Annotated in this window: 19 protein-coding genes and 2 pseudogenes; 14 read left to right on the top strand and 7 right to left on the bottom strand. The window is 68.1% G+C overall.

What is annotated here, in order from left to right:
* Window positions 1-3 precede the first annotated feature (3 nt).
* Together BM060_RS08855 and BM060_RS08860 are read right to left on the bottom strand one after the other, a co-directional pair.
* Entirely contained in the window at window positions 4-375 is a 372-nt protein-coding gene (locus BM060_RS08855; protein ID WP_043314878.1) for a hypothetical protein, read from the bottom strand.
* A gap of 21 nt (window positions 376-396) precedes the next feature.
* A complete protein-coding gene (locus BM060_RS08860) occupies window positions 397-1,548 on the bottom strand; it encodes an acyl-CoA dehydrogenase family protein (RefSeq protein WP_074979284.1) in 1,152 nt (383 codons plus the stop codon).
* Window positions 1,549-1,779: 231 nt separating this feature from the next.
* Between BM060_RS08860 and BM060_RS08865 the strand changes: the two genes are divergently transcribed.
* The 8 genes from BM060_RS08865 to BM060_RS08900 all read left to right on the top strand — a co-directional run bounded on the left by BM060_RS08865 (window position 1,780) and on the right by BM060_RS08900 (window position 10,252).
* Window positions 1,780-3,270, top strand: coding sequence for a sensor histidine kinase (locus BM060_RS08865; protein WP_074979286.1), 1,491 nt, complete (start codon window positions 1,780-1,782; stop codon window positions 3,268-3,270).
* A gap of 187 nt (window positions 3,271-3,457) precedes the next feature.
* Window positions 3,458-4,606: an amine dehydrogenase large subunit gene (locus BM060_RS08870; protein WP_074979288.1), complete on the top strand. Its 1,149-nt coding sequence runs from the start codon at window positions 3,458-3,460 to the stop codon at window positions 4,604-4,606.
* Window positions 4,607-4,619: 13 nt separating this feature from the next.
* Window positions 4,620-5,159: a MauE/DoxX family redox-associated membrane protein gene (locus BM060_RS08875; RefSeq protein WP_074979290.1), complete on the top strand. Its 540-nt coding sequence runs from the start codon at window positions 4,620-4,622 to the stop codon at window positions 5,157-5,159.
* A gap of 3 nt (window positions 5,160-5,162) precedes the next feature.
* On the top strand, window positions 5,163-5,801 hold the full coding sequence (mauD, locus tag BM060_RS08880) for a methylamine dehydrogenase accessory protein MauD (protein WP_074979292.1): 639 nt from the start codon (window positions 5,163-5,165) through the stop codon (window positions 5,799-5,801).
* 20 nt (window positions 5,802-5,821) lie between these two features.
* Window positions 5,822-6,343, top strand: coding sequence for a methylamine dehydrogenase light chain (locus BM060_RS08885; protein ID WP_009622218.1), 522 nt, complete (start codon window positions 5,822-5,824; stop codon window positions 6,341-6,343).
* A gap of 5 nt (window positions 6,344-6,348) precedes the next feature.
* Window positions 6,349-6,873: a cytochrome c family protein gene (locus BM060_RS08890; RefSeq protein ID WP_074979294.1), complete on the top strand. Its 525-nt coding sequence runs from the start codon at window positions 6,349-6,351 to the stop codon at window positions 6,871-6,873.
* Between the two features lie 471 nt (window positions 6,874-7,344).
* Complete coding sequence (locus tag BM060_RS08895) at window positions 7,345-8,292, top strand: phospholipase D family protein (RefSeq protein ID WP_074979296.1); 948 nt, start codon at window positions 7,345-7,347, stop codon at window positions 8,290-8,292.
* A gap of 430 nt (window positions 8,293-8,722) precedes the next feature.
* Window positions 8,723-10,252: a nucleobase:cation symporter-2 family protein gene (locus BM060_RS08900; RefSeq protein ID WP_074979298.1), complete on the top strand. Its 1,530-nt coding sequence runs from the start codon at window positions 8,723-8,725 to the stop codon at window positions 10,250-10,252.
* A gap of 402 nt (window positions 10,253-10,654) precedes the next feature.
* Here the strand turns inward: BM060_RS08900 and ptrR are convergent, their stop codons facing one another.
* Window positions 10,655-11,527 carry a putrescine utilization regulator PtrR gene (gene ptrR / locus BM060_RS08905; protein ID WP_074979300.1) on the bottom strand — a complete coding sequence of 291 codons (873 nt, stop codon included), beginning with the start codon at window positions 11,525-11,527 and terminating at the stop codon, window positions 10,655-10,657.
* Window positions 11,528-11,685: 158 nt separating this feature from the next.
* Here ptrR and BM060_RS08910 point away from each other — a divergent pair, with 158 nt between their 5' ends.
* On the top strand, window positions 11,686-13,071 hold the full coding sequence (locus tag BM060_RS08910; RefSeq protein WP_074979303.1) for an NAD-dependent succinate-semialdehyde dehydrogenase: 1,386 nt from the start codon (window positions 11,686-11,688) through the stop codon (window positions 13,069-13,071).
* Between the two features lie 96 nt (window positions 13,072-13,167).
* A complete protein-coding gene (locus BM060_RS08915) occupies window positions 13,168-13,872 on the top strand; it encodes a glutathione binding-like protein (protein WP_074979305.1) in 705 nt (234 codons plus the stop codon).
* 380 nt (window positions 13,873-14,252) lie between these two features.
* On the opposite strand, the gene BM060_RS33675 is transcribed toward BM060_RS08915, so the two are convergent.
* The 4 genes and pseudogenes from BM060_RS33675 to BM060_RS08930 all read right to left on the bottom strand — a co-directional run bounded on the left by BM060_RS33675 (window position 14,253) and on the right by BM060_RS08930 (window position 19,168).
* Window positions 14,253-15,008, bottom strand: coding sequence for a methyl-accepting chemotaxis protein (locus BM060_RS33675; protein WP_439895976.1), 756 nt, complete (start codon window positions 15,006-15,008; stop codon window positions 14,253-14,255).
* A 102-nt stretch (window positions 15,009-15,110) separates the two neighbouring features.
* Window positions 15,111-16,391, bottom strand: a pseudogene (locus tag BM060_RS33680) (methyl-accepting chemotaxis protein); the annotation flags it as partial.
* A gap of 35 nt (window positions 16,392-16,426) precedes the next feature.
* Window positions 16,427-17,482, bottom strand: a complete 1,056-nt coding sequence (locus BM060_RS08925; protein ID WP_074979309.1) for an AraC family transcriptional regulator — start codon at window positions 17,480-17,482, stop codon at window positions 16,427-16,429.
* A 15-nt stretch (window positions 17,483-17,497) separates the two neighbouring features.
* A complete protein-coding gene (locus tag BM060_RS08930; protein ID WP_074979311.1) occupies window positions 17,498-19,168 on the bottom strand; it encodes an AMP-binding protein in 1,671 nt (556 codons plus the stop codon).
* A gap of 441 nt (window positions 19,169-19,609) precedes the next feature.
* On the opposite strand from BM060_RS08930, the gene pbpG reads away from it, so the two are divergent.
* From pbpG to BM060_RS08950, 4 genes and pseudogenes are all read left to right on the top strand, one after another.
* A complete protein-coding gene (gene pbpG, locus BM060_RS08935) occupies window positions 19,610-20,524 on the top strand; it encodes a D-alanyl-D-alanine endopeptidase (protein WP_074979313.1) in 915 nt (304 codons plus the stop codon).
* A gap of 497 nt (window positions 20,525-21,021) precedes the next feature.
* Window positions 21,022-22,477 (top strand): annotated as a pseudogene (locus BM060_RS08940) (sigma-54 interaction domain-containing protein); the annotation flags it as partial.
* Window positions 22,478-22,743: 266 nt separating this feature from the next.
* Window positions 22,744-24,009, top strand: a complete 1,266-nt coding sequence (locus tag BM060_RS08945; RefSeq protein WP_074979317.1) for an OprD family porin — start codon at window positions 22,744-22,746, stop codon at window positions 24,007-24,009.
* A 73-nt stretch (window positions 24,010-24,082) separates the two neighbouring features.
* On the top strand, window positions 24,083-25,474 hold the full coding sequence (locus BM060_RS08950) for a GntP family permease (protein WP_074979319.1): 1,392 nt from the start codon (window positions 24,083-24,085) through the stop codon (window positions 25,472-25,474).
* Window positions 25,475-25,508: the final 34 nt, after the last annotated feature.

The following is a 25,508-nucleotide window of genomic DNA, read 5'->3' on the forward strand; positions in this document are numbered from 1 at the left end:
GGCTCAGCTCCGCGCCGCTTCGGGGATGCTCAGCGGGCGGCCGACGCGGGCCTCGATCCGGGCGTACTTCCACAGGCTGTACGGGCCGACCTGCACGGTGCGGAACAGGTTGCAGGCGTCGACCACGGTCTGGTGGCAGTCGACGTCGGCCATGATGTAGACGGTCCAGGGCGCAGTGTTGGAGGCGCCGACCATCAGGCGGTCGTCGTCGAGCACGCCGAGCACGTTCATGCCGGGCAGCGCGCCCAGTTCGCCCAGCATCTGGCTGAAGCCCTTCCAGACACTGATGCCTTCGCCGGTGGGCAGGTCGAAGAAGTTCTGCGTGATGCCGATGCAGAACAGCACGCGCATGGGTTCGGCGGTGGGTCGGGTCATGGTTTGTTGTCCTTGTGTCGATCAGAGGTAGCCGGGGAACGGCGGCACATCGAGCAGCACGGAACCTGCGCCGTCGTACATGCCGTCGCTGAGGAAAGCGTGCTGGGTCACCACCATGGCGTCGCGCAGGTAGCGCTGCAGCGGGTGGCGCAGGTAGATGGCGGTGGTGCCGGCCAGGGCGTAGGCGCGCTGCACCACCTCGGCGCCGGCGCGGGACACGTGCACGGCGGACAGGCGCAGCAGGCTGACCTGCTCGGGCGTCACGGCGTTGCCGGCGAGGATCGATTCCCAGACCTGCCCGGTGGCGTCGTAGAAGAAGCCGCGCGCGGCGTGCAGCTGCGCCTCGGCCTTGCCCAGCTCGATGCGCACGTAGGCGCGGTCGGCCAGTCTGGGCGCGCCGGTCACGCCGCTGCCGGAGGCCATGCGGGCGATCTCGTCGAGGGCGGCGCGGGCCAGGCCGAGGTTGACCACCGCCAGCACCTGGGCGGCGTAGGCGATGGTCGGGTAGCGGTACAGCGGCTCGTCGATGCTGCTCTGGCCGCCGCGGATGAAGGTCCAGGCGTCGGGCACGAAGACCTTGTCCAGGCGCAGGTCGTGGCTGCCGGTGCCCTTCAGGCCGACCACTTCCCAGTTCTCGACGATCTCCACGTCGCGGGCCCGCAGCAGCGCGGTGCGCGGCTTGCCGCCCGGGCCGCCGAGGCCGATGCCGACGCCGAGCACGTCGGCGCCCTTGCAGCCGCTGGCGAACTTCCAGGTGCCGCTGACGCGCCAGCCGCCTTCCACCTGCTCGGCCGGCTGGATGGGGAACAGGCCGCCGGCGAACACCAGGTCCGGGCCGTCGGCGTACAGCTCGGCCAGGGTCTCGCGCGGCAGCGCGGTGAGGTAGGTGCTGGCGCTGCCGAAGCTGGCCACCCAGCCGGCGGAGCCGTCGGCCTCGGCGATGCGCTCGATCAGGCGCAGGAACTCGGCCGGCGGCAGCGCGTCGCCGCCGAAGCAGCGCGGGGTGGCGGAGCGGTAGATGCCGGCCTCGATGAAGCGCTCGATCATGTCGCGCGGCACGTGGGAGCGGGCATCGAACTCGTCGCGGCGCTGGCGGACCTCGTCGAGCACCTGCTCGAACAGGCTGGCACGGCTGGCGAGGGGCGAATCTGTGGCGGCGGCTGAACGCGGCATGGGCGTCTCCCTGTGTTCTTGTGGGCCGGCCGTCCGGTGGGAGCCGGCGGCCGTCGATGGGGCCCAGTGTAGGGAGCGTGCCGAGCGGGCCTCTATTGGGGCGTGCCGCCCGCGCGCTAAAGGAATCCCCTAGTGCCCGCCGGGTTGTTTCCTAGCGCCGACGCGCTAGGCTGCGCGCTATAAAAGCCGTGCCCCGCGTCCGGGAACGCGCATCGTCAAGAGTTGCCCGCCATGTTCCAGCCTGCCGAAACCGACTTCCACGCGCTCATCGAGGCCATGCCGCTGTGCATCTTGCTGCACGACGCGCAGACCAAGGAGATCCTCTGGGCCAACAGCGCCGCGCTGCAGGCCCTGGGCTTCAGCCTGGAGGAACTGGTGCCGCTGAAGGCCCCGGACATGACCAACCCGGCGCCCAAGTACCGCCGCTCCATCGGCCTGCGCTGGCTGGAGGGCGCGGCGCGCACCGGGCAACGCGCCATCGAGTGGTGCTACCGCTCCAAGCAGGGCGTGGACATCCTTTCCGAGGCGACCGCCACCCTGGTCCACCTGGCCGAGCGCGACGTGCTGATGGTGCAGTTCCGCGACATCTCCAAGGAAGACAAGGTCAAGCGCGAGCTGAAGCGCACCGAAAGCCGCCTCAAGGCCTTCATGCAGGACCTGGCCGAGGGCGTGGCGGTGCTCGGCCCCGATGGCGACATCCGCTTCATCAGCGATTCCGCCCTGGCCCTGCTGGGCGCCGCGGACCGCCGCCACCTGGGGCGCAACTTCCTCGATGCCTGCGACGAGAAGTCCCGCCAGCGCCTGCTCCAGCACCTCTCGCGCACGCCGCCGAGCCGTGAGCCCTACAGCGTCGGCTACCACCTGCGGCGTTGCGACGGCGACTGGCGCTGGCACCACGCCACCTGCCGCTACATCGAGATCGAGGACGACCTCAAGGGCCACCTGCTGCTGTTCCGCGACGTCAGCGAACAGGTGCGCGCCGAGGAGGCCCGGCGGCAGAGCGAGCAGAAGCTGGAATACCTGGCGCGCTACAACGCCATGGGCGAGATGGCCGTGGCCATCGCCCATGAGCTGAGCCAGCCGCTGGCGGCCACGCGCAACTTCATCGAGGGCTCGGTGATCCGCCTCGGCCAGCAGGGCGAGGTCGAGCCGAACGTGGCCTGGGGCCTGGACAGCGCGGTGCGGCAGATCGAGCACGCCTCTGAGATCATCAAGAGCGTGCGCGAGTACGTGGTGCGCCTGGAGCAGGCCGAGCAGTGCGTCGACCTCAACGAGCTGCTGGCCGACGCCCGCTATTTCATCGACCTCAAGGGCCAGCCGGCCGGCGTGCGCCTGGAGCTGGCGCCCTGCGCAGAGGCGCTGCCGGTGAGCTGCGAGAAGGTGCTGATCGGCCAGGTGATCCTAAACCTGGCCTTCAACGCCATCGAGGAGATGGCCGAGCTGCCCGCCGAGCGCCGCCGGCTGCGCATCCACACCCGCCGCGAGGGCGACAGCGCCCTGCTCTGCGTCGAGGACCTCGGCCGCGGCATCGACGCCGGCGCGCGTGAGCGGCTGTTCGACGGCTTCTTCAGTTCCAAGGTCAGCGGCAACGGCATTGGCCTTGCGCTGTGCCGCAACATCGTTTCACGCCACCGCGGCGACATCTGGGCGCAGAACGTCGAGCCCCACGGCGCCATGTTCTGCATCGCCCTGCCCTGCGTGAAGCCCGCCGACCAACGGTAGGGCGCACCGCGCGAACCCCGCCGATGCTTGCCCTGGCACGCCGGCACAAGCCCTGTCAGGGACAGACAAGGGCTTGGCACGCAGAACAAGGCAGCACCGGGCAACGCCGGGCAGACTAGGGCTGCAGTCTTCTGTCCACACCGGTCCGCGGTCCGACCATCCAATAAAATCGAGGGAGCCACCCCCCATGCGAATAACCAGGATCCTTGCTCGTACCACGCTGGCGCTAGGCGTCTCGCTGGCCGCCGTCGGCGGCGCATTCGCCGACCTGCCGCCGGAGACCGTCGGCCAGACGACCCTGCCGTTCCCGCCGGACCCGCACCGCGCCTACGTCGTCGACGTGGAGTTCGACAGCTTCGTGACCGGCCGCGTGACCGTGGTGGACCCGGCGCAGAAGAAGATGCTCGGCATGGTCAGCACCGGCTTCGCCGCGCCCTCGACCCTCAGCCACGACCAGCACACCCTGTACACCGCCGACCTGTACTACTCGCGCGGCACCCGCGGCACCCGCACCGACGTGCTGACCGCCTGGGACACCTCCACCCTGTCGCCGTCCTGGGAAGTGGTGATCCCCAGCAAGCGCTCCGAGTCCCTGACCCAGCGCTACGGCCTGGCGGTCAGCGGCGACGACCGCTTCGCCTACGTCTACAACTTCACCCCGTCCACCTCGGTGACCGTGGTCGACACCCAGGCCAAGGCGGTGACCGCCGAGATCGCCATCCCCGGCTGCGTGCTCAACTACCCGGTGGGCAAGCGCGCCTTCGCCTCGCTGTGCGGCGACGGCAGCGTGCAGCTGGTGACCCTCGGCGAAGACGGCAAGGAAACCGCCCGCAGCCGCACGCCGTTCTTCGACCCGAACAAGGAGAAGCTGGTGGAGCGCGCCATCAACAATGGCGAGACCTACTACTTCACCACCACCGAAGGCGTCATCCATGCCATCGATTTCGCAGGCCCGCAGCCCAAGGTGCTGCCGACCTGGTCGCTGGTGAACGACGCCGAACGCAAGGCCGGCTGGGCCCCCGGCGGCTGGCAGGAACTGGCCCTGGCGCCGAAGCTGAACCGCCTGTACGTGCTGATGCACGACCAGCACGAGCCGATGAAGTGGGAAGACCCGAGCACCGACATCTGGGTCTACGATCTGAAGACGCAGAAGAAGATCGGCACCCTCAGCGCCCCGGCCCCGGTCTGGAGCATGACCGCCACCAGCGACGACGCCCCGCTGCTGTACGGCGCCAACGTCGAGGGCGGCCTGGAGATCTTCGACCTGAAGGCCGGCAAGCACACCGGCACCGTGGAAAAGATCGCCAAGACCGCCACCCAGGTCCTGACCCACTGACAGAGGCACGACCATGCAAGCCGATCCCATCTATGTGATCGCCGGCGCCGTCTCGGTGTCGGTGATCCTGGCCAGCGCCGCCAGCCACAAGTGGCGCGCGCCGGGGCGCTTCGCGCGGCAGCTGGAGGATTACCAGCTGCTGCCGCAGGCCCTGCTCAAGCCGGCCGCCCGCGTGTTGCCGCTGGTGGAAGGCGCCGTCGCCTTCGCCCTGCTGGTGCCGGCCAGCCGTTCGCTGGCGGCCCTGGCCGCCGCCCTGCTGCTGGCGCTGTACGCCGCGGCCATCGGCGTCAACCTGTGGCGCGGCCGCCGCGACATCGACTGCGGCTGCGCCGGGCCCGACCAGGCCCAGCCGCTACGCCCGGTGCTGCTGGCGCGCAACGCCGTGCTCATCGCCCTGGCCCTGCTCGCCAGCCTGCAGCCGCAGGCCCGCGAGCTGGGCCTGTTCGACGGCTTCGTGACGCTGGCCGCCAGCGCCGTCGCCCTGCTCCTCTACGTCTCCGCCGACGGCCTGCTGGCCAACGGCCCCCGTCTGCTCAAACTCATTGGAAGGTGAACCATGGAAGCCATGATCGTTTCCAACATCCTGCTCTGGTGCCTGCTGCTGGCACTGGCATTCGTCGTCATGGGCCTGGTGCGCCAGATCGGCGTGCTGCACGGGCGCATCGCCCCGGCCGGCGCGCTGATGGTCGACAAGGGCGTCGCCGTGAATGAGCCGGCCCCGCAGGTCACCGCCGCCGACCGCCACGGCCGCCCGGTGAACTTCGGCTACGCCGGCGAGAAGGCCCAGCTGCTGTTCTTCCTCTCGCCCACCTGCCCGATCTGCAAGTCGCTGCTGCCGGCGATCAAGTCCATCGCCAAGGAACAGGCGCAGCGCCTGGACGTGGTCTTCGTCAGCGACGGCGAGCCGGCCGCGCAGCAGGCGCTGATCGCCGAGCACAAGCTCGAAGGCGCCACCTACGTGGTCGGCCCGGAAGTGGGCATGACCTACCAGATCGGCAAGCTGCCCTACGCGGCGCTGATCGACCAGAACGGCGTCCTGCGCGCCAAGGGCCTGGTCAACTCCCGCGAGCACCTGGACAGCCTGTTCGAGGCCGAGCACCTGGGCAGCGCCACCCTGCAGCAGTACCTGCAGGCCCAGCAGCCTCAGGTTCACAGCCACGAGCCCGGCCACGCGCACTCGCACAGCGCCCACTGAACAATAAAAAGGGATAACCGATGAAATTCCTCGACCAGCTCTTCGAGCGCTCCTCCCGTCGCATCGCCGACACCACCTCGCGGCGCAAGCTGCTCTCGCGCATGGGTTCGTTGCTGGTGGCCGGCGCCGCCCTGCCGGTGCTGCTGCCCATCGACCGCACCGGCAAGGCCCTGGCCGCCGACAAGCCGATGGCCGGCGACCCGGGCGACCCCAACAGCTGCGACTACTGGCGCTACTGCTCCATCGACGGCTTCCTCTGCTCCTGCTGCGGCGGCAGCGTGTCCAGCTGCCCGCCGGGCACCGAGGTGTCGCAGGTGGCCTGGGTCGGCACCTGCCACAACCCGGCCGACGGCAAGAACTACATCATTTCCTATAACGACTGCTGCGGTAAGCACAGCTGCAACCAGTGCGCCTGCACCCGCAACGACAGCGAGGAGCCGGCCTACCGTCCGTTCAACAACAACGACGTGAACTGGTGCCTGGCGGCCAAGTCGCACATCTACCACTGCACCGTCTCGGTCATCCGCGGCGTCGCGGTATAAGGCAGATGAAGCACTCGCTGCCGACCCTCGCGCTGCTGTGCCTGCTGGCCGCCTCGGCGGCCCAGGCCCGCAGCATCCCCGACCCGCACCAGAAACACGCGCCGGGCAACGAGGCGCCGCAGACGCCGATCGCCGAGGCCGGCTACAGCAACGCCACCAACTACCAACTGCAGTGCGCGGGCTGCCACCTGTCCAACGGCGCCGGCTCCAAGGCCAACGACGTGCCGAGGATGCTCGGCTTCGTCGGCAACTTCCTCAAGGTCGAGGGTGGCCGCCAGTTCCTGGTGCGGGTGCCGGGCATGTCGATGTCGGCGCTCAACGATGCGCAACTGGCGGACATGCTCAACTGGCTGCTGCGCAAGGACGGCATGGCCGGCAACAGCATGCCGGCCAGCTACCAGCCGTACAGCGCGGAGGAAGTAGCGGGGATTCGCCACGAAACCATGCTCAACCTGCCGGGAACCCGCGCCCAGCTGATCGCCGAGATGCGCAAGCAGGGCATCGCCATCGAGGATGGCATGGGCGACTGAAAGACTCCTTTGGTTCCGCTTCGGCCCGCCGTATGGCGGGCTTTTTTTGTCTGGCGGTTGGGTCGGCTTTTCGTAGGATCGAGCTTGCTCGCGAACAGAGTTCACTGGGAGTTGCGGGGCTGAGGTTGAGAGCGCCCTCTCCCTAACCCTCTCCCTGAAGGGAGAGGGGACCGTTCGGCGTGCTTGGGTATTTTGGAGTTAGCCGGCAACGCCGCAGGTTTCCAGCTGAAACCATTCCTCTTCTCGGCACGGACAAGCCCCCTCTCCCTTCAGGGAGAGGGCTGGGGAGAGGGTTCGGAGTCAACCGGAAACACCATAGCCGCCGGCGAGCACGGTTCGCGAGCAAGCTCGCTCCTACAAAAAAACCAAGCCCCCTGCTCTACCGCAAGCCTTTACGCACCAAGCGTGAAACCTCCCCAACGGCGTGCGACAATGCCTACATTTTGCGGAACCCATGCTGCTGGAGAACCTATGCAGATCCTCGATAATCAGAACGACCTCGCGGGCTACCTCGGCCAACAGCGCGACAAGAAGATCACGGTCGTCACCGCCTTCGCCGCCGGCACCGAACCCCTGGTGGAAAGCCTGCGCGCCAACGGCAACCGTCTGGACATAGTGGTCGGGACCATCAACTCCTTCACCTCGCCGGACTTCATCGAGTACTGCATCGGCGAGAGCGGCGACGACCTGGCGCTGTCCGTCGACTTCCGCTACCAGCAGAGCATCCACTGGAAGCTCTACCTGATCGAGCCGGACATCGTCATCCTCGGCAGCGCCAACTTCACCGAGATCGGCGTCAGCCTGACCCGCGACAATGCCGTGGTCATCCAGGACGCCGCGCTCTACCAGCAGCACCTGGCCCGCGTCGAACAACTCAAGGCCACCGAGGGCGTGCTGCCCAGCGCCGACAACGAGGCCTTCGACGAGGCCCTGGAAGACTACCGCTGGAACCACCGCCGCATGCAGGCGGGCCTGGCGCGCACCGCGCAGTACCTGGACGGCGAGAGCTGGCTGGGCGAGGAGTCCAACCAGAGCATTCCGCTGTTCATCTGGTACAGCGACCACTCCGAGGACTCCGAGACCACCGCCGAAGGCTTCCTGCGCGCCAGCAGCGGCGTGGACTGGGACGACGTGCGCGAGTTCTTCACCTACGAATGCGCCGAGGGCGCCCTGCCCTACGAGGAAGGCGACGTGGTGCTGACCGCGCGCTGCAACGGCTCGCACATCGGCTTCTACACCTTCGACCGCATCCTCTACCGCGACGGCACCTACTACATCTATTCCTACCGCAAGAAGCGCTACCCGGCGCCGTTCAACCTGGACGACACCAAGGAAGGCCTGAAGGACGTCATCCCGCGCTGGTACGAGGAAGGCCGCACCGAGATGAACCGGGCGGACATCCTGCGCTTCATGATCTGAAGCTCCTCCCCGCCCCTGCGAAAACGCCGCGAACGGTTCCCCGTCGCGGCGTTTTTCATTTGCGCGCCCGCATTCCGTGAAGCCGGGCGTAGGCGGCACCATATTGAGGCCGCGGCGCCCGACTTCCGTGCACTTCTTCCCTCTGGCCACCTCGCTCCATGGCCGCCGCGATGGTCGGGCCCTCGCGCCACGCGGGCCGTGCCGACCTACGGCACCCCTGCATCCAAAATTCCTGACGACATGGCCAGGTTCTTGCTTCGTTCCGGACGGCGTGCAGGCGGTCGCCTGCGCATTTCGCGGAAGATTATTTTCTCTTTCGAATCAGATAGTTCAGAGTGTCGAACAATATTTTGTATACAAGGTAGTAGCCAAACAGGAACAACCGTGTTTACAGTGCTCGGCACAACAAAAACAAGCGAGTCCTCCAGCCATGAATGACCGTTCAGCTGTAGCGTCTTCCAGCACCCGCCCGGAAGACGAGAACCTCGGTGTCGGCGCCAACCTGGCGTACGGCCTGCAACACGTTCTGACCATGTATGGCGGCATCGTCGCCGTGCCGCTGATCCTCGGCCAGGCCGCCGGCCTGTCGCCCGCCGAGATCGGCACCCTGATCGCCGCGTCGCTGTTCGCCGGCGGCCTGGCCACCCTGCTGCAGACCCTCGGCCTGCCCTTCTTCGGCAGCCAGCTGCCGCTGGTGCAGGGCGTGTCCTTCGCCGGGGTGGCGACCATGCTCGCCATCCTCACCACCGGCTACCAAGGCGGCGGCATCCCCGCGGTGCTGGGGGCGGTGATGGCGGCCTCGGCCATCGGCCTGCTGATCACCCCGGTGTTCTCGCGCATCACCAAGTTCTTCCCGCCGCTGGTCACCGGCGTGGTCATCACCACCATCGGCCTGACGCTGATGCCGGTGGCCGCGCGCTGGGCCATGGGCGGCAACCCCAAGGCGGCGGAATTCGGCAGCACGGCGAACATCGGCCTGGCCGCGGTGACCCTGGTCATCGTGCTATTGCTGAGCAAGCTGGGCAGCGCCGCCATCTCGCGCCTGTCGATCCTGCTGGCCATGGTGATCGGCACCGGCATCGCCTACGCCCTGGGCATGACCGACTTCTCCAAGGTCACCGAAGGCCCGATGCTGGCCATGCCGGAAATCTTCCACTTCGGCATGCCGACCTTCCACCTGGCGGCGATCATCTCCATGTGCATCGTGATCCTGGTGACCCTGGTGGAAACCTCGGCGGACATCCTCGCCGTGGGCGAGATCATCGGCACCAGGGTGGACTCCAAGCGCCTGGGCAACGGCCTGCGCGCCGACATGCTGTCGAGCATCCTGGCGCCGATCTTCGGCTCCTTCACCCAGAGCGCCTTCGCCCAGAACGTCGGCCTGGTGGCGGTGACCGGCGTGAAGAGCCGCTACGTGGTGGCCACCGGCGGGCTGATCCTGGTGACCCTCGGCCTGCTGCCGGTGGTCGGCCGGGTGGTGGCCGCAGTGCCCCCGGCGGTGCTCGGCGGCGCCGGCCTGGTGCTGTTCGGCACCGTGGCGGCCAGCGGCATCCGCACCCTGTCGAAGGTGGACTACCACAACAACATGAACCTGGTGATAGTCGCCACCGCCCTGGGCTTCGGCATGCTGCCGATCGCGGCGCCGAACTTCTACCACAACTTCCCCGGCTGGGTGGAAACCATCTTCCACTCCGGCATCAGCTCCTCGGCCATCATGGCCATTGCCCTGAACCTGCTGTTCAACCACTTCAAGACCGGCAACTCGGACCAGCAGTCGGTATTCGTCGCCGCCGAGGAACGCACCCTGCGCTACCGCGACATCGCCGCGCTGAACGAGGGCGACTACTTCCTCAACGGCAGGCTGCACGACAAGGACGGCAACGAGGTGCCGGTGATCGACGAGGAGAACGAGCATGCAGAGCACGCGCCGCCAAGGACGGTGAAGGCTGCGGCGCATTGATGATGGAAACGGCCCCGGGAGGGGTCGTTTTCATTTAGTAGGGGTCGCCATACCTGTAGGAGCGAGCTTGCTCGCGAACAGGATTTCCCGGCGGCTGCGGTGTTGGATGTAAGAGCGCCCTCTCCCCAACCCTCTCCCGCAAGCGGGAGAGGGGGCTGTTCGGAGCGAATGGAGAGTTAGGAGTCATCCTGATACTCCTAAACCCCACCCCGTCATTCCCGCGAACGCGGGAGCCCAGCGACGTAGGGCGTATAACCGTTCGCGGTTATACGCCGTTTGACCTCACCCCAAGCTCACGCCAAACCCCGCAACGAAGCCCCGCTGCAGAGCGCTCCGGACCCAACCACGTCGCCCGGGGCGGACCTTGGTGTATCGGCGTACAACCGCGAACGGTTGTACGCCCTACGCCGCCTCCCGCCTTTCCGGTTCCAGCAGGCCGATGAAGGCGCGCAATGCCGGGGTGTCGGTGCCGCGGCGCCAGAACAGCCAGGTGGTGGCTTCGGCATGGCTGGGGGCCAGGTGGTGGATGGTCACGTTGCGCCCGCCGGCCAGGCTGTCGAACATCGCCTTGGGGATGATCGCCACCCCGCCGCCGGCGGCTATGCAGGCCAGCATGCCGTGGTAGGACTCCATCTCCATGATCTTGCCCGGCACCACGCGCTGCTCGGCGAACCAGCCTTCCAGGCGCTTGCGGTAGGAGCAGGTGTCGCGGAAGGCGAACACCGTCTCCCCCGCCACGTCGCGGGCATCGCGCACCGGCGGGTGGCCCTGGGCGCTCATCAGCACCAGTTCCTCCTGGAACACCGGGCGGCCGTCCAGTTGCGGGTGGTTGGCCGGGCCGTCGGCGAAGGCGGCGATGAAGCGCCCGGAGAGCACGCCGTCGATCATCTCGCCCGAGGGGCCGGTGGACAGATCCAGCTGCACCTTGGGGAAGCGCTGGTGGTAGCGCGCCAGCAGTTCGGGGATGCGCACCGCCGCGGTGCTTTCCATCGAACCCAGGGAGAAGCTGCCGTGGGGCTCGGCGCCGCTGGCCACCTGGCGCGCCTCCTCCACCAGGTCGAGGATGCGCTCGGCGTAGTCGAGGAAGCTGCGCCCGGTGGGCGACAGGCGCAGGCGCGACTTCTCGCGGATGAACAGCTCGGCGCCCAGCTCGCTTTCCAGCTGCTTGATGCGCGTGGTCAGGTTCGACGGCACGCGGTGCAGGCGGCCCGCGGCGGCGGTGATGCTGCCGTCCTGGGCGACGGCGCGGAAGAACTCCAGCTGGGTCAGGTCCACGTTTCTCTCCTGGAGAATGATTCTTTCTGAATTATTCATTTGTCATGAATGAAGCGCCACCTTACTTTCTTCCCCATGCCGGCGCCAGTGACGCCGGCCGGACAACCGACGCCGCCGACCGACGGCGGCCAGCCCCACCTGCCGTGCAAGGACCTTCCATGAACCAGATCGCCGCCATCCCCGCTGCCATCTCGCGCAGCCCCGCCACCGGCCAGGAACTGGCCCGCTACCCCTTCGAGGACGCCGCCCAGCTGGAAAGCACCCTGGCCCGCAGCGACGCCGCCTTCCGCCAGTGGCGCGAAACCCCGGTGGCCGAGCGCGTCGCCGTGCTGCGCAGGATGGCCGAGGTGCTGCGCGCCAGCGTCGAGCCCATGGCCCGCATGGAAGCCCGGGAAATGGGCATGCCGGTCACCCAGGCGCGCGGCGAGATCAACAAATGCGCCAACCTCTGCGACTGGTACGCCGAGCACGGCCCGGCCATGCTGGAAGACGAGAAGACCAGCATCGAAGGCGCATACATCTCCTACCTGCCGCTGGGCCCGGTGCTGGCCGTGATGCCGTGGAACTTCCCCACCTGGCAGGTCATGCGCGGCGCGGTGAGCATCATCCTCGGCGGCAACACCTACGTGCTCAAGCACGCGCCGAACGTCATGGGCTGCGCCTACCAGTTGCGCGATGCCTGGCTGCAGGCCGGCCTGCCCGAGGGCGTGTTCGACGTGCTGAACGTGGAGCCACCGCTGGTCTCCAAGGCCATCGCCGATGAGCGCATCGCTTCCATCGCCGTGACCGGCAGCGTGGGCGCGGGCGCGGCCATCGCATCCCAGGCCGGCGCCGCGCTGAAGAAGTGCGTGCTGGAGCTGGGCGGTTCCGACGCCTTCATCGTGCTGGCCGACGCCGACCTGGACGCCGCCGTGAAGGCCGCCGTGGCCAGCCGCTTCGGCAACTGCGGCCAGGTGTGCATCGCCGCCAAGCGCATGATCGTCGAAGAATCCATCGCCCCGGCCTTCACCGAGAAGCTGCTGGCCGCGGTCAAGGCGCTGAAGATCGGCGATCCGCTGGCGGACGACACCTTCGTCGGCCCCATGGCCCGCTTCGACCTGCGCGACGAGCTGCACGGCCAGGTGCAACAGGCCATCGCCGACGGCGCCAGCCTGCTGCTGGGCGGCCACAAGCTGGAAGGCGAAGGCAACTACTACGCGCCGACCGTGCTGGCCGACGTGAAGCCGGGCAACACCGCCTTCGCCAAGGAAATCTTCGGCCCGGTGGCATCGGTCATAGTCGCGCGCGACGCCGAGCACGCCCTGGAACTGGCCAACGACAGCGAGTTCGGCCTGTCCGGCGCCATCTGGAGCGCCGACAAGGCCAAGGCCCAGCACATGGCGCGGCGCCTGGTCAGCGGCGGCGTGTTCATCAACGGCTTCTCCGCCTCCGATCCGCGCGTGCCGATCGGCGGCGTGAAGAAGAGCGGTTTCGGCCGCGAGCTGTCGCACTTCGGCCTGCGCGAGTTCCTCAACCCGCAGACCGTCTGGATCGACCGCAAGTAAAGCTATAGTCTTGGCTTTTAGCCCGCGCCGCTCTCCTGGGCGCGGGCGTTGCACGCCCCGGCACGGTGCCGGGGCGTCGCCATTTCAGGAGGTCCCATGATCGAGCTGTACTACTGGCCCACCCCCAACGGCCACAAGATCACCCTGTTCCTCGAAGAGGCGGGGCTCGACTACCGCATCCACCCCGTCGATATCAGCGCCGGCGACCAGTTCAAGCCGGAGTTCCTCGCCTTCTCGCCGAACAACCGCATGCCCGCCATCATCGACAGCGCCCCGGCGGACGGCGGCGAGCCGATCAGCGTGTTCGAGTCCGGCGCCATCCTCGTCTACCTCGCGGAGAAGACCGGGCAGTTCATGCCGGCCGACGTGCGCGGGCGCAAGACGGTGCTGGAATGGCTGTTCTGGCAGGTCGGCGGCCTGGGCCCGATGGCCGGGCAGAACCACCACTTCGTGCAATACGCGCCGGAAAAGCTGCCCTACGCCATGCAGCGCTACGTCAACGAGACCAACCGCCTGTACGGCGTGATGGACAAGCGCCTGGCGAAAGTGCCCTACCTCGCCGGCGAGCACTACAGCATCGCCGACATGGCCAGCTACCCCTGGGTGGTGCCGTGGCAGCGCCAGCAGCAGGACCTGGACGATTTCCCCCACCTCAAGCGCTGGTTCGAAGGCATAGCCGCCCGGCCGGCGACCGTGCGCGCCTACGAGAAGGGCCAGGCGTATTCGTCGCGGCCGTCGGTGACCGAGGAAGGCAAGAAGATCCTCTTCGGCCAGACCGCGGCCAGCGTGAGCAAGGGCTGATCGCGGACAGAGTCCGCTCCTACGGTTCCAGGAAACACGGACGTAGGAGCGGACTTCGTCCGCGATTGCCCCGGCAACGCCAGTGTTCCGGCCAGCAGCGGATAACCGCGAACGGTTATGCGCCCTATGTAGGAGCGAGCTTGCTCGCGAACCGCCAGTCTCTGGGTTCCCGCGTTCGCGGGAATGACGAGGGGGGTTAGGCGTTTCAGGATGACTCCGAACTCCCCACCCACTCCGAACAGCCCCCTCTCCCTTCAGGGCGGGGCGCGCAGCCGAGGGTTGGGGAGAGGGCGCTCTTGCATCCAACGCCGCAGCCGCCGGGGAATCCTGTTCGCGAGCAAGCTCGCTCCTACAGGTATGGGGAGCCCCCCACCTGCCGGTCACACCCGAAACTGCCCCATCAACCCCTGCTGGTGATTCGCCAGGTCGTTCAGCGACTGGCTGATCTGCGCCGACTCCTGGGCCTGGCCCGACAGCGACTCGGTCACGTCGCGGATACCCGCCACGTTGCGGTTGATCTCCTCGGCCACCGCGCTCTGTTCCTCGGCGGCGCTGGCGATCTGCAGGTTCATGTCGTTGATCACCCCCACCGCCTCGCCGATGCGCTGCAACGCCGCCACCGCCTGCTCCACCTGGCTGACGCTGCCCTGGGCCTGCTGGTGACTGCTGTGCATGGCGGTGACCACCTCGCGGGTGCCGTTCTGCAGGCCTTCGATCACCTGGCGGATTTCTTCCACCGAGTCCTGGGTGCGCTTGGCCAGGTTGCGCACTTCATCGGCCACCACCGCGAAGCCGCGCCCGGCCTCGCCGGCGCGGGCCGCCTCGATGGCGGCGTTGAGCGCCAGCAGGTTGGTCTGCTCGGCGATAGCGCGGATCACTTCCAGCACCGAGCCGATCTGCTCGCTGCTGGCGGCCAGGCCTTCGACCTGGGTCATGGCCTGGCTCATGTCGCGGGCCAGTTCGTCGATGGCGCGGGTGGTCTGGTCGATCACCGCCAGGCCGTCGCGGGTGGCGCCGTCGGCACCGCGGGCGGCGTCGGCGGCCAGCGCCGCACTGTTGGCCACGTCGTGGGCGGTGGCGCTCATTTCCTGGGAGGCGGTGGCCACCTGCTCGATCTCGCGGAACTGCTGCTGCATGCCGGCGCTGGTCTGGGTGGACAGCGCGGCGGACTGGTCGGCGGTGGCGCGGGCGTCCTGCACCGAGGCCTTCACGTCGCGGATGATCGGCTGCAGCTTGTCGAGGAAGCGGTTGAACCAGCCGGCCAGCTCGCCCAGTTCGTCCTGGCCCTGGTACTTCAGGCGCTGGGTCAGGTCGCCCTCGCCGCTGGCGATGTCGCGCAGCATGCCGGCCACGCCGAGGATCGGGCGCGTCACGCCGCGGGCGGTCAGCCACAGCAGGACCAGCACCACCAGCGCCAGGCCGACGCCGAAGGCGGTTTCCCAGAGCGCGCCGCTGAGGTTGCGCGCATCCAGCTCGCCCTGCAGCTTCAGCGACGGCTCCAGCAGCACCGCGCGCGGCACTTCCAGCAGCACGCCCCAGTTCTTCGAATCGGGGATGGCCTGCAGCGGCTCAACCACCTGCAGCTTGTCCTCGCCCATCAGCGCCTTGGGCGCGCCGGCGGCCTGCACGGCGAGCAGTTCGGCGGCGTTGGCCACCGACTTGGCCAGCGGCTGGCCGAGCTGGTTGGCGTCCTGGCTGTCGCCGGCCAGCAGCCCGGCCGGGCTGAGGATGCGGATGGCGCCCTGGCCGTCGTAGAGCGCGCGGTCGCCGTCCAGGGCCAGTTGCTGCAGGCGGCTCAGGCTGATGTCGGCGCCCACCACGGCCAGCAGCTTGCCGTTCTCCATCAGCGGGAACACCACGGTGGTCATCAGCACGCGCTGGCCGGAGGCATCGTCGAAGTACGGGTTGAGCACGCAGGGCCGCAGGTTCTGCTTCGGGCACTGGTACCAGGTGTTGAACGGGGTGCCGTCGAGCATCGCGGTGGTGTCGGCGATCATCGCCTCGGTCACCGCCAGGCTGCTGTCGCCGCTGGCCTTCTGCGCCCAGTAGGCGCCGAAGCGGCCCTTCTCGTTGCTGCCCAGGGCTTCCTGGCCGGCGAAGCGGGCGTCCTGGCCGTCGAGGGCCTCGGGCTCGAACACCACGTAGAGGCTGAGCAGCGTCGGGTTGGACTTCAGGCCATCGTGAACCAGCTTCACCAGGTCTTCGCGCAGCACCTGCGCATCGACGCCGTGCCGGGCGCTCTGGGCGCGCAGCTGGGCGACCTGGCGGCTGAACTGGTCGCCGAAGTGGTAGACGTCGGTGAAGAAGCGCTGGATGGTCTCCGCCTGCTGCTCGGCCCGCGCCTGCATGCGCGCCTGGGCCGCATCCTCGAGCATCTGTGCGTTGGCCGTCTTCACCAGTTGCAGGTTGTGGTTCATGCGCAGCAGCGAGCTGCCCACCAGCAAGGCCACGGTGCACAGCAGGCAGAGGCCGGCCAGCAGGGTGATCTTCCACTGGATCGAAAGGCGCGTCAGGAACATGGGCGGAGGTCCTTGGAACGTGGGAGTGCCCCAGGCTATCGGCCTGGCGGGGGATTTCTGGAGGCGTCGGGCCAGTCGTTTTCCTGCTGCATCAGCGCGCGGTACTGGCCGGGGGTGGAGCCGGTCCACTTGCGGAAGGCCTTGTAGAAGGCGCTGGTGTCGGCGAAGCCGAGTTCCTCGGCCAGTTCGGCGAAGTTGCCCTCGCCGGCGTCCAGGCGGGCGATGGCCAGGTCGCGGCGCAGCTGGTCCTTCAGCGCCTGGTACGACTGGCCCTCGGCGGCGAGCTTGCGGCGCAGCGTCGAGGACGCCATGTAGAAGTGGCTGCCCAGCGCCTCCAGGTCCGGCCAGCGCTCGCAGCGCTGGCTGCGCAGGTAGGCCTTGATGCGCGCCGCCAGGCTCTGCGGGTCGCGGTAGCGCACCAGGATGTTGGCCGGGGCGCCGACCAGGAAGCGCCGCAGCTCGCGCTCGTCGCGGCGCACCGGCAGGGCCAGGGCCTCGGCGTTGAACAGCAGGCGCGTCTGCCGGCGGGCGAAGCGCAGGTTGTCGCTGAACATCACCCGGTAGTCCTCGATGTAGTCCGGCTGCGGGCTGCGCAGGTCGATGGCGAGGATGGGGATGCGCCGGCCCACCAGCCAGCAGGCCAGGCCGTGGACCATCAGGTACAGGGTGAAGTAGCAGAAGGCCCGTTGCGCCGGCGCCGCGCCCTCGTCGAGCTGGATGGCGGCCACCCCGTCCTGGCTCACCAGGCGCGGCTGCAGGCCGTCGAAGACCAGGCCGAGGAAGGCCAGGGCGCGCTCCAGCGCGGCCTCCAGGGTCGCTTCGTGGATCGCCGTGCGGGCCATGAAGTTGAAGCTGCCGGACTTCATCCGCCGCGGGTTCATGGCGAAGAACTCGTCGTCCAGCGCCTTCGCCAGGCGCAGCCAGAGCCGCGAATAGGCCTGGATCGGCACCCGCGCGTAGGGCTTGCCGACGAGTTCGCCGGCGATGCCCGCCGCGGCCAGCAGCGCGGACGCGTCGAGGCCCTGGCGAACGGGTTCGGCCAGGGCCTCGTTGACCAGGCGGATGGAGATGGTGCCCTTCTCTACCGGCATGCCGCCTCGCGTCCGTCAGCCACGCAGTTCCTCGATGCTGATCTCGCGCATGCGGAACTTCTGGATCTTGCCGGTCACCGTCATCGGAAACTCGTCGCAGAAGCGGAAGTAGCGCGGCACCTTGAAGTGGGCGATGCGCGCCTTGCAGAAGGCCCGCAGTTCCTCCTCGTCGACGCCGTGGCCGGGGTGGAACTTGACCCAGGCCACCAGCTCCTCGCCGTACTTGTCGTCGGGGATGCCGATTACCTGGGCGTCGGCCACGGCGTGGTGGGTGTAGAGGAATTCCTCGATCTCGCGCGGGTAGATGTTCTCGCCGCCGCGGATGATCATGTCCTTGCTGCGCCCGACGATGCGCACGTTGCCCGCCTCGTCCATCAGCGCCAGGTCGCCGGTGAGCATCCAGCGCGCCGGGCTGATGGCCTCGGCCGTGGCCTGGGGGTTGTTCCAGTAGCCGAGCATCACGCTGTAGCCGCGGGTGCACAGCTCGCCGATGGTGCCGCGCGGGACGATGCGGCCGTCGCCGTCGATGATCTTGCTTTCCAGCTGCGGCTGGGTGCGGCCGACGGTGGTCACGCGGATTTCCAGCTCGTCGTCCGGGCCGGTCTGCAGCGACACCGGGCTGGTCTCGGTCATGCCATAGGCGATCTGCACCTCGGCCATGTGCATCTCGCTGATGACCCGCCGCATCACCTCGATCGGGCAGGTGGCGCCGGCCATGATCCCGGTGCGCAGGCTGGACAGGTCGAATTCGGCGCGACGCGGGTGGTCCAGCTCGGCGATGAACATGGTGGGCACGCCGTACAGCGCGGTGGCGCGTTCCTCGGCCACGGCGGCCAGGGTCGCCTCCGGCTCGAAGCTGGGCGCCGGGTAGATCATGGTGGCGCCGTGGGTCATGCAGCCGAGGTTGCCCATCACCATGCCGAAGCAGTGGTACAGCGGCACCGGGATCACCAGGCGGTCGTGCTCGGTGAGGCCGATGCTCTCGCCGACCATGTAGCCGTTGTTGAGGATGTTGTAGTGGCTGAGGGTGGCGCCCTTGGGGAAGCCGGTGGTGCCGGAGGTGTACTGGATGTTGATCGGCTCGTCGAACTGCAGCAGCGCCTGGCGCTGCGCCAGTTCCTCGGCGGATACCGAGGCGCCTATGCCTTCCAACTGGTCCCAGCGGAGGAACCCGGCCGGGACCTGGGCGGCCAGGCTGACCACCCCGCTCAGCTCCGGCAGGCGCGCGCTGTTCAGCTCGCCCGGGCGGCAGTCGCGCAGCTCCGGCAGCAGCTCGGCGAGCATGCCGTGGTAGTCGGAGGTCTTGAAGGCGTCGGCGCACACCAGCCAGCGGCAGCCGGACTGCTTCAGCGCGTACTCCAGCTCGTTGGCGCGGTAGGCCGGGTTGATGTTGACCAGCACGGCGCCGATCTTGGCGCTGGCGAACTGGGTGATGCACCACTGCGCGCAGTTCGGCGCCCAGATGCCCAGGCGGTCGCCCTGGCGCAGGCCCAGGGCGAGGAAGGCGCGGGCCGTGGCGTTCACCACCTCGGCCAGCTGGGCCCAGGTGTAGCGCAGGTTCTGGTGCCGCACCACCAGCGCTTCGCGGTCGGCGAAGCGGCCGGCGGTGTCGTCGAAGGCAGCGCCTATGGTCATGGCCAGCAGCGGCTTGTCCTGGCGGCCACGGGTATAGCTCGGGTGGTTCATGGCGTTCCCTTGTTGTGCTTGTTCTGGGACTGGGCTCACGGCCGGGCCCACAGGCATGGGCATGACCGGCCGGTCGGCGGCTCGCGGAGCATCTTTACGTTAACGTAAAGGTAAACGCAACCCCGCGATCCGCCTCGTTCTCTACAGCTTAGCCAGTCAAGCTTCATGCCACAGAAGTACAACACCTTGAGAATCAGACACTTGGAATAATCCGACAGCCGACACCCAGGCCCGGGATTCGCATTTCGCAACACTTGGCGAGACACTTTCTCATTCCCGCCGTTGCGCTTTCAAAGTGATACACGCACTTGTGCCTGCAAGCCCTTGAAATTCTTTCCTCCAGGCCACTGCCGGGCTGATGCACGGGCCCCGGTCATGGATTAGAATTCTGGGAAATTGCCTACATGGATGTAGACCCTTCCACTTGTGCGAATCACATCCATGAACACTCGTCGTTCGATCCTGGGCCTTTTCTTCACCTGTACCCTTGCCTTCGCCCTGCCCTCCCTCGCCGCCAGCAAGGCGGAAGTCACCCCCGGCCAGCTGGTCCTGGCCTCCGGCAGCGCCCTGGTGGTGGACCTGAACTCCGACAAGGTCGTGTATTCCAGCAACCCCGAGGTGGTCCGCCCGATCGCCTCGGTGACCAAGCTGATGACCGCCATGGTGGTGCTCGACGCCAAGCTGCCGCTGGACGAGCAGATCGACGTGGACATCTCCGAGACCGCCGAGATGAAGGGCGTGTTCTCCCGCGTGCACCTGGGCAGCCGCATCGACCGCCGGCAGATGCTGCTGCTGGCGCTGATGTCCTCGGAAAACCGCGCCGCCGCCAGCCTGGCCCACCACTACCCGGGCGGCAGCGTGGCCTTCGTCAAGGCGATGAACGCCAAGGCGAAGTCCCTGGGCATGCTGCACACCCACTACGTGGAGCCCACCGGCCTGTCGATCGACAACACCTCCACCGCCCATGACCTGATCCGCCTGGTCAAGGCCGCCTACCAGTACCCGCTGATCCGTGAACTGAGCACCACGCCGACCAAGGACGCGCGCTTCAGCCACCCGAACTACGCGCTGAGCTTCTTCAACACCAACCCGCTGGTGCGCGCCGGCAAGTGGGACATCCGCCTGACCAAGACCGGCTTCACCAACCAGGCCGGGCACTGCCTGGTGATGGTCACGGTGATGAACGGCCGCCCGGTGGCCCTGGCCCTGCTCGACGCCTTCGGCAAGCGCACCCATGTGGCCGACGCCGCGCGCATCCGCCGCTGGGTGGAAACCGGCAAGGCCTCGCCGGTGCCGGCGGTGGCGCTGCGTTACAAGCAGGCGAAGCAGACGCAGGGGATGCAGGCGGCGGAGTGATGGTGTTTCCCGGGGGGCTTGGGTGTTCGGGGGTGAGAGCGCCCTCTCCCTAACCCTCGGCTGCGCGCCCCGCCCTGAAGGGAGAGGGGATTGTTCGGTGTGCTTGGATGCTCATGAGTCAGTCGGCAATCACTGAAGAGTGCAGGCACGGACTGGCTTGGCGTAGGAGCGAGCTTGCTCGCGAACGGGGTTTCCCGGCACTTCGGTGTCAAGACTGAGAGCGCCCTCTCCCTAACCCTCTCCCTGAAGGGAGAGGGGACCGTTCGGAGTGTGTTGGTATTTCGGCGTTAGCCGGCTAGCACAGAGATTGCCGGCTGAAACTTGGCCTCCTCTCGGCACGGACTAGCCCCCTCTCCCTTCAGGGAGAGGGCTGGGGAGAGGGTTGCGGACTCCCCCGCCACACCAGAGCCCAACCCATACTCCGCCCTTCCCTACTGACCCACCCCCCACATCCCGGTACAGTGCCCGCTCAAAGCCCCCCAAGCACCAGGCCGCCCATGCACGACAACTCCCCCCTCACGGACTACCAGAGCGTCCGCCAACTGGCGATCCGTTCGCTGTTCGAGATCTTCGAGCAGTTCAGCGAGGGCACCGTGATCGTCGACCGCGACGCCAATATCGTCTGGATCAACCAGCGCTATGCCCAGCGCTTCGGCCTGGACGAGGCCGAGCAGGCCGTCGGCCGGCCGGTGGAGAGCGTGATCCCCGGCAGCCTGATGCGCGAGGTGGTGCGCAGCGGCCGGCCGATGCTGCTGGACATCCTCGACATGCCGCGCGACCCGCTGGTGGTGATGCGCATGCCGATCCGCGACGACGCCGGGCAGGTCATCGGCGCCATCGGCTTCGCCCTGTTCGACGAGCTGCGCTCGCTGTCGCCGCTGCTCAGCCGCTACCAGCGCATGCGCCAGGAGCTGGCCTCCACCCGCTCGCTGCTGCAGGCGCGCCAGGCCAAGTACAGCCTGGCGCACTTCATCGGCAACGGCAGCGCCAGCCTGGAGGTCAAGCGCCGCGCCCGCCGCGCCGCCACCAGCGAGGCGCCGGTGCTGCTGCTGGGCGAGACCGGCACCGGCAAGGAGCTGCTCGCCCACGCCATCCACAGCGCCTCGGCGCGGGCCGGCAAGGCCTTCGTCAGCATCAACGCCGCGGCCATTCCGGAAACCCTGCTGGAGGCGGAGTTCTTCGGCACCGCGCCGGGCGCCTTCACCGGCGCCGACCGCAAGGGCCGCCCGGGCAAGCTGCAGATCGCCCAGGGCGGCACCCTGTTCCTCGACGAGATCGGCGACATGCCCCTGCCGTTGCAGAGCAAGCTGCTGCGCGTGCTGCAGGAGAAGGAATTCGAGCCGGTGGGCTCCAACGAGGTGCTGCGCAGCGACGTGCGGCTGATCGCGGCCACCTCCATCGACCTGGACAAGGCCGTGCGCGAGGGCCGCTTCCGCGCCGACCTGTACTACCGCATCAACGTGGTGCCCATCGGGATCCCGCCGCTGCGCGCGCGCCTGGAGGACCTGCCGGCGCTGTGCGAGGCGATCCTCGACGACCTGCGCGAGGACAACCACGCCCTCTACGAACTGGACGCCGACGCCCTCGCCCTACTGCGCCGCCACGCCTGGCCGGGCAACGTGCGCGAGCTGCGCAACCTGCTGGAGCGCACCGTGCTGCTCAACGACCGGGCGCAACTGGACGCCCAGGCCCTGCACGCCGCCCTCGGCCCGCTGCAGGCGCCGCCGGCGCAAACGGAGGGCAACCGCGCCAGCCTGGCCGAGGGCCAGGACTTCTACGCCGCGCGCGAGGCCTTCGAACGCGAGCTGATCGGCAACGTGCTGGCCGAACAGGCCGGCAACGTCGAGGCGGCCGCACGGCGCCTGGGGCTGGGCCGCTCGACGCTGTACAAGAAGATGGCCGCCCTCGGCCTTTCGTCCTGAAACAGAGACTTTTCTACGTTTAGAGACAAACCGAATTCCAGGTGCCTTCAGGCACATGGCAATCGCCTTTGTCCACGAATGGAGACAAAGCCCGGCGCACGCTTTCCGCAAATCCAAATAAATCACTTTAAAATCAGCTAGTTAAATATCTGGCACGGTTCTCGCTATCCGGCCCGGGCGGCCATCCGCCGCACGCCGACATAACAACAACCAACGCCGTCCGCGCACGAACGTTACCCACGGGGCCCACGGCCCGCCCCGGTTCGCCGCCGCGCCGCGCCAGGAGTACTAGCAAACATGAGCAGAACCCCGCTCAACCATGCCGTCGCCCTCGCCACCCTGGGCTCCACCCTCGGCATCGCGCTCCCCGTCCAGGCCGATTTCCTCGCCGACAGCAAGGCCAGCCTCGAACTGCGCAACTTCTACTTCAACCGTGACTTCCGCCAGGACGCCGCGCCCCAGTCGAAACAGGAGGAATGGGCGCAGGGCTTCCTGCTGCGCTACGAATCCGGCTTCACCGAGGGCACCATCGGCGTGGGCGTCGACGCCATCGGCCTGCTGGGCGTGAAGCTCGACTCCAGCCCCGACCGCGCCGGCTCCGGCCTGCTGCCGCGCGACCGCGAGAAGGTCCACGGCGCCCAGGACGACTACAGCGAACTGGGCCTGACCGCCAAACTGCGCGCCTCCCACAGCGTGCTCAAGGTGGGCACCCTGCTGCCCAAGCTGCCCAGCGTGCTGGCCAACGACTCGCGCCTGCTGCCGCAGACCTTCCAGGGCGCGCACCTGAACTCCACCGAGTTCGCCGGCCTGACCTTCGACGCCGGCCGCCTGCGCCAGGTCAGCCAGCGCGATTCCGCCGACAGCGAGGACATGACGCTCACCACCGGCAACGCCCGCGGCATCGTCGCCAGCGCCGACAGCGACCGCTTCGACTTCGCCGGCCTGAGCTACAAATGGACGCCGCAGCTGACCACCGGCTACAACTACGCCAAGCTCGACGGCCTGTACGACCAGCACATCGTCAACCTGCTGCACGTGCTGCCCATCGCCGACGGCCAATCGCTGAAGACCGACCTGCGCTTCGCCCGCTCCAAGGACGACGGCCATAGCAACGTCGACAACCGCGCCTTCGGCGCCATGCTCACCTACAGCCTCGGCGGCCACGCCTTCGGCGCCGGCTACCAGGTCATGAACGGCGACACCGGTTTCGCCTACATCGGCGGCACCGACGCCTTCCTGGTCAACTTCGTGCAGATCGGCGACTTCGCCAACCGCGACGAAAAGTCCTGGCAGCTACGCTACGACTACGACTTCGCCGCCCTGGGCGTGCCCGGCCTGACCTTCATGACGCGCTACCTGTCCGGCGACGACATCGAGCTGGGCGCCGGCAAGCCGGAGGGCAAGGAGTGGGAGCGCAACACGGACATCGGCTACGTGGTGCAGAGCGGTCCGCTGAAGAACTTCGGCGTCAAATGGCGCAACGCCACCGTGCGTTCCAGCCACTTCGGCAACGACCTGGACGAGAACCGGCTGATCCTCAGCTACGTGCTGCCGCTCTGGTAACCGCCGGCGTTCCCGCCACCACCACAATAATCATGCGCGGCCGCCGTGCCGCGCAGTTCCAGGAGAACTGCCCATGAGCGTGGTCATCGCCCTCGCCGCCCTCGCCCTGCTGATGCTGGCCGCCTACCGCGGCTACAGCGTCATCCTCTTCGCCCCCATCGCGGCGCTGCTCGCCGTGCTCCTCACCGACCCGTCGGCGGTGGCGCCGGCCTTCACCGGCGTGTTCATGGAGAAGATGGTCGGCTTCGTCAAACTCTACTTCCCGGTGTTCCTGCTCGGCGCCGTGTTCGGCAAGCTCATCGAGCTGTCGGGCTTCTCGCGCTCCATAGTCGCGGCGGCCATCCGCCTGCTCGGCACCCGCCAGGCCATGCTGGTGATAGTGCTGGTGTGCGCCCTGCTCACCTATGGCGGCGTGTCGCTGTTCGTGGTGGTGTTCGCGGTGTACCCCTTCGCCGCCGAGATGTTCCGCCAGAGCGACATCCCCAAGCGGCTGATCCCGGCGACCATCGCCCTGGGCGCCTTCAGCTTCACCATGGACGCCCTGCCCGGCACCCCGCAGATCCAGAACATCATCCCCACCGCCTTCTTCGGCACCAACGGCTGGGCCGCGCCCTGGCTGGGGCTGATCGGCAGCCTGTTCGTGTTCTTCGCCGGCATGCTGTTCCTGCGCCGCCAGGCCGGGCGCGCCCGCGCCGCCGGCGAAGGCTATGGCCGCGAGCTGCGCAACGAGCCGGAAACCGCCGGCGACATCGCCCTGCCCCACCCGCTGCTGGCGCTGTCGCCGCTGGTGCTGGTGGGCGTGGCCAACCTGCTGTTCACCCACTGGATTCCGCAGCTCTACGGCAAGACCCACAGCCTGCAACTGGCCGGCATGGCCGCGCCGGTGGCCAGCGACGTGAGCAAGCTCACCGGCATCTGGGCGGTGCAGGCGGCGCTGCTGCTGGGCATCCTGCTGGTGCTGGTCAGCAGCTACCGGGCGATCCGCAGCCGCCTCGCCGAGGGCAGCAAGACCGCGGTGTCCGGCGCCCTGCTGGCGGCCATGAACACCGCCTCGGAATACGGTTTCGGCGCGGTCATCGCCTCGCTGCCGGGCTTCCTGGTGCTGGCCGATGCGCTCAAGAGCATCCCCAACCCGCTGGTCAACGAGGCCATCACCGTCACCACCCTGGCCGGCATCACCGGCTCGGCCTCCGGCGGCATGAGCATCGCCCTGGCGGCCATGTCCGAACAGTTCATCGCCGCCGCCCACGCCGCCAACATCCCCCTGGAGGTGCTGCACCGCGTCGCCGCCATGGCCAGCGGCGGGATGGACACGCTGCCGCACAACGGCGCGGTCATCACCCTGCTGGCGGTCACCGGGCTGACCCACCGCGAGGCCTACAAGGACATCTTCGCCATCACCCTGATCAAGACCCTGGCGGTCTTCGTGGTGATCGCTACCTTCTACGCAACCGGCATCGTTTGATGCCGCGTACCACCCGGTGGCCCGCTGAGGGCCG

The sequence above is a fragment of the Pseudomonas citronellolis genome (genome assembly GCF_900112375.1).
GTDB lineage: Bacteria > Pseudomonadota > Gammaproteobacteria > Pseudomonadales > Pseudomonadaceae > Pseudomonas > Pseudomonas citronellolis.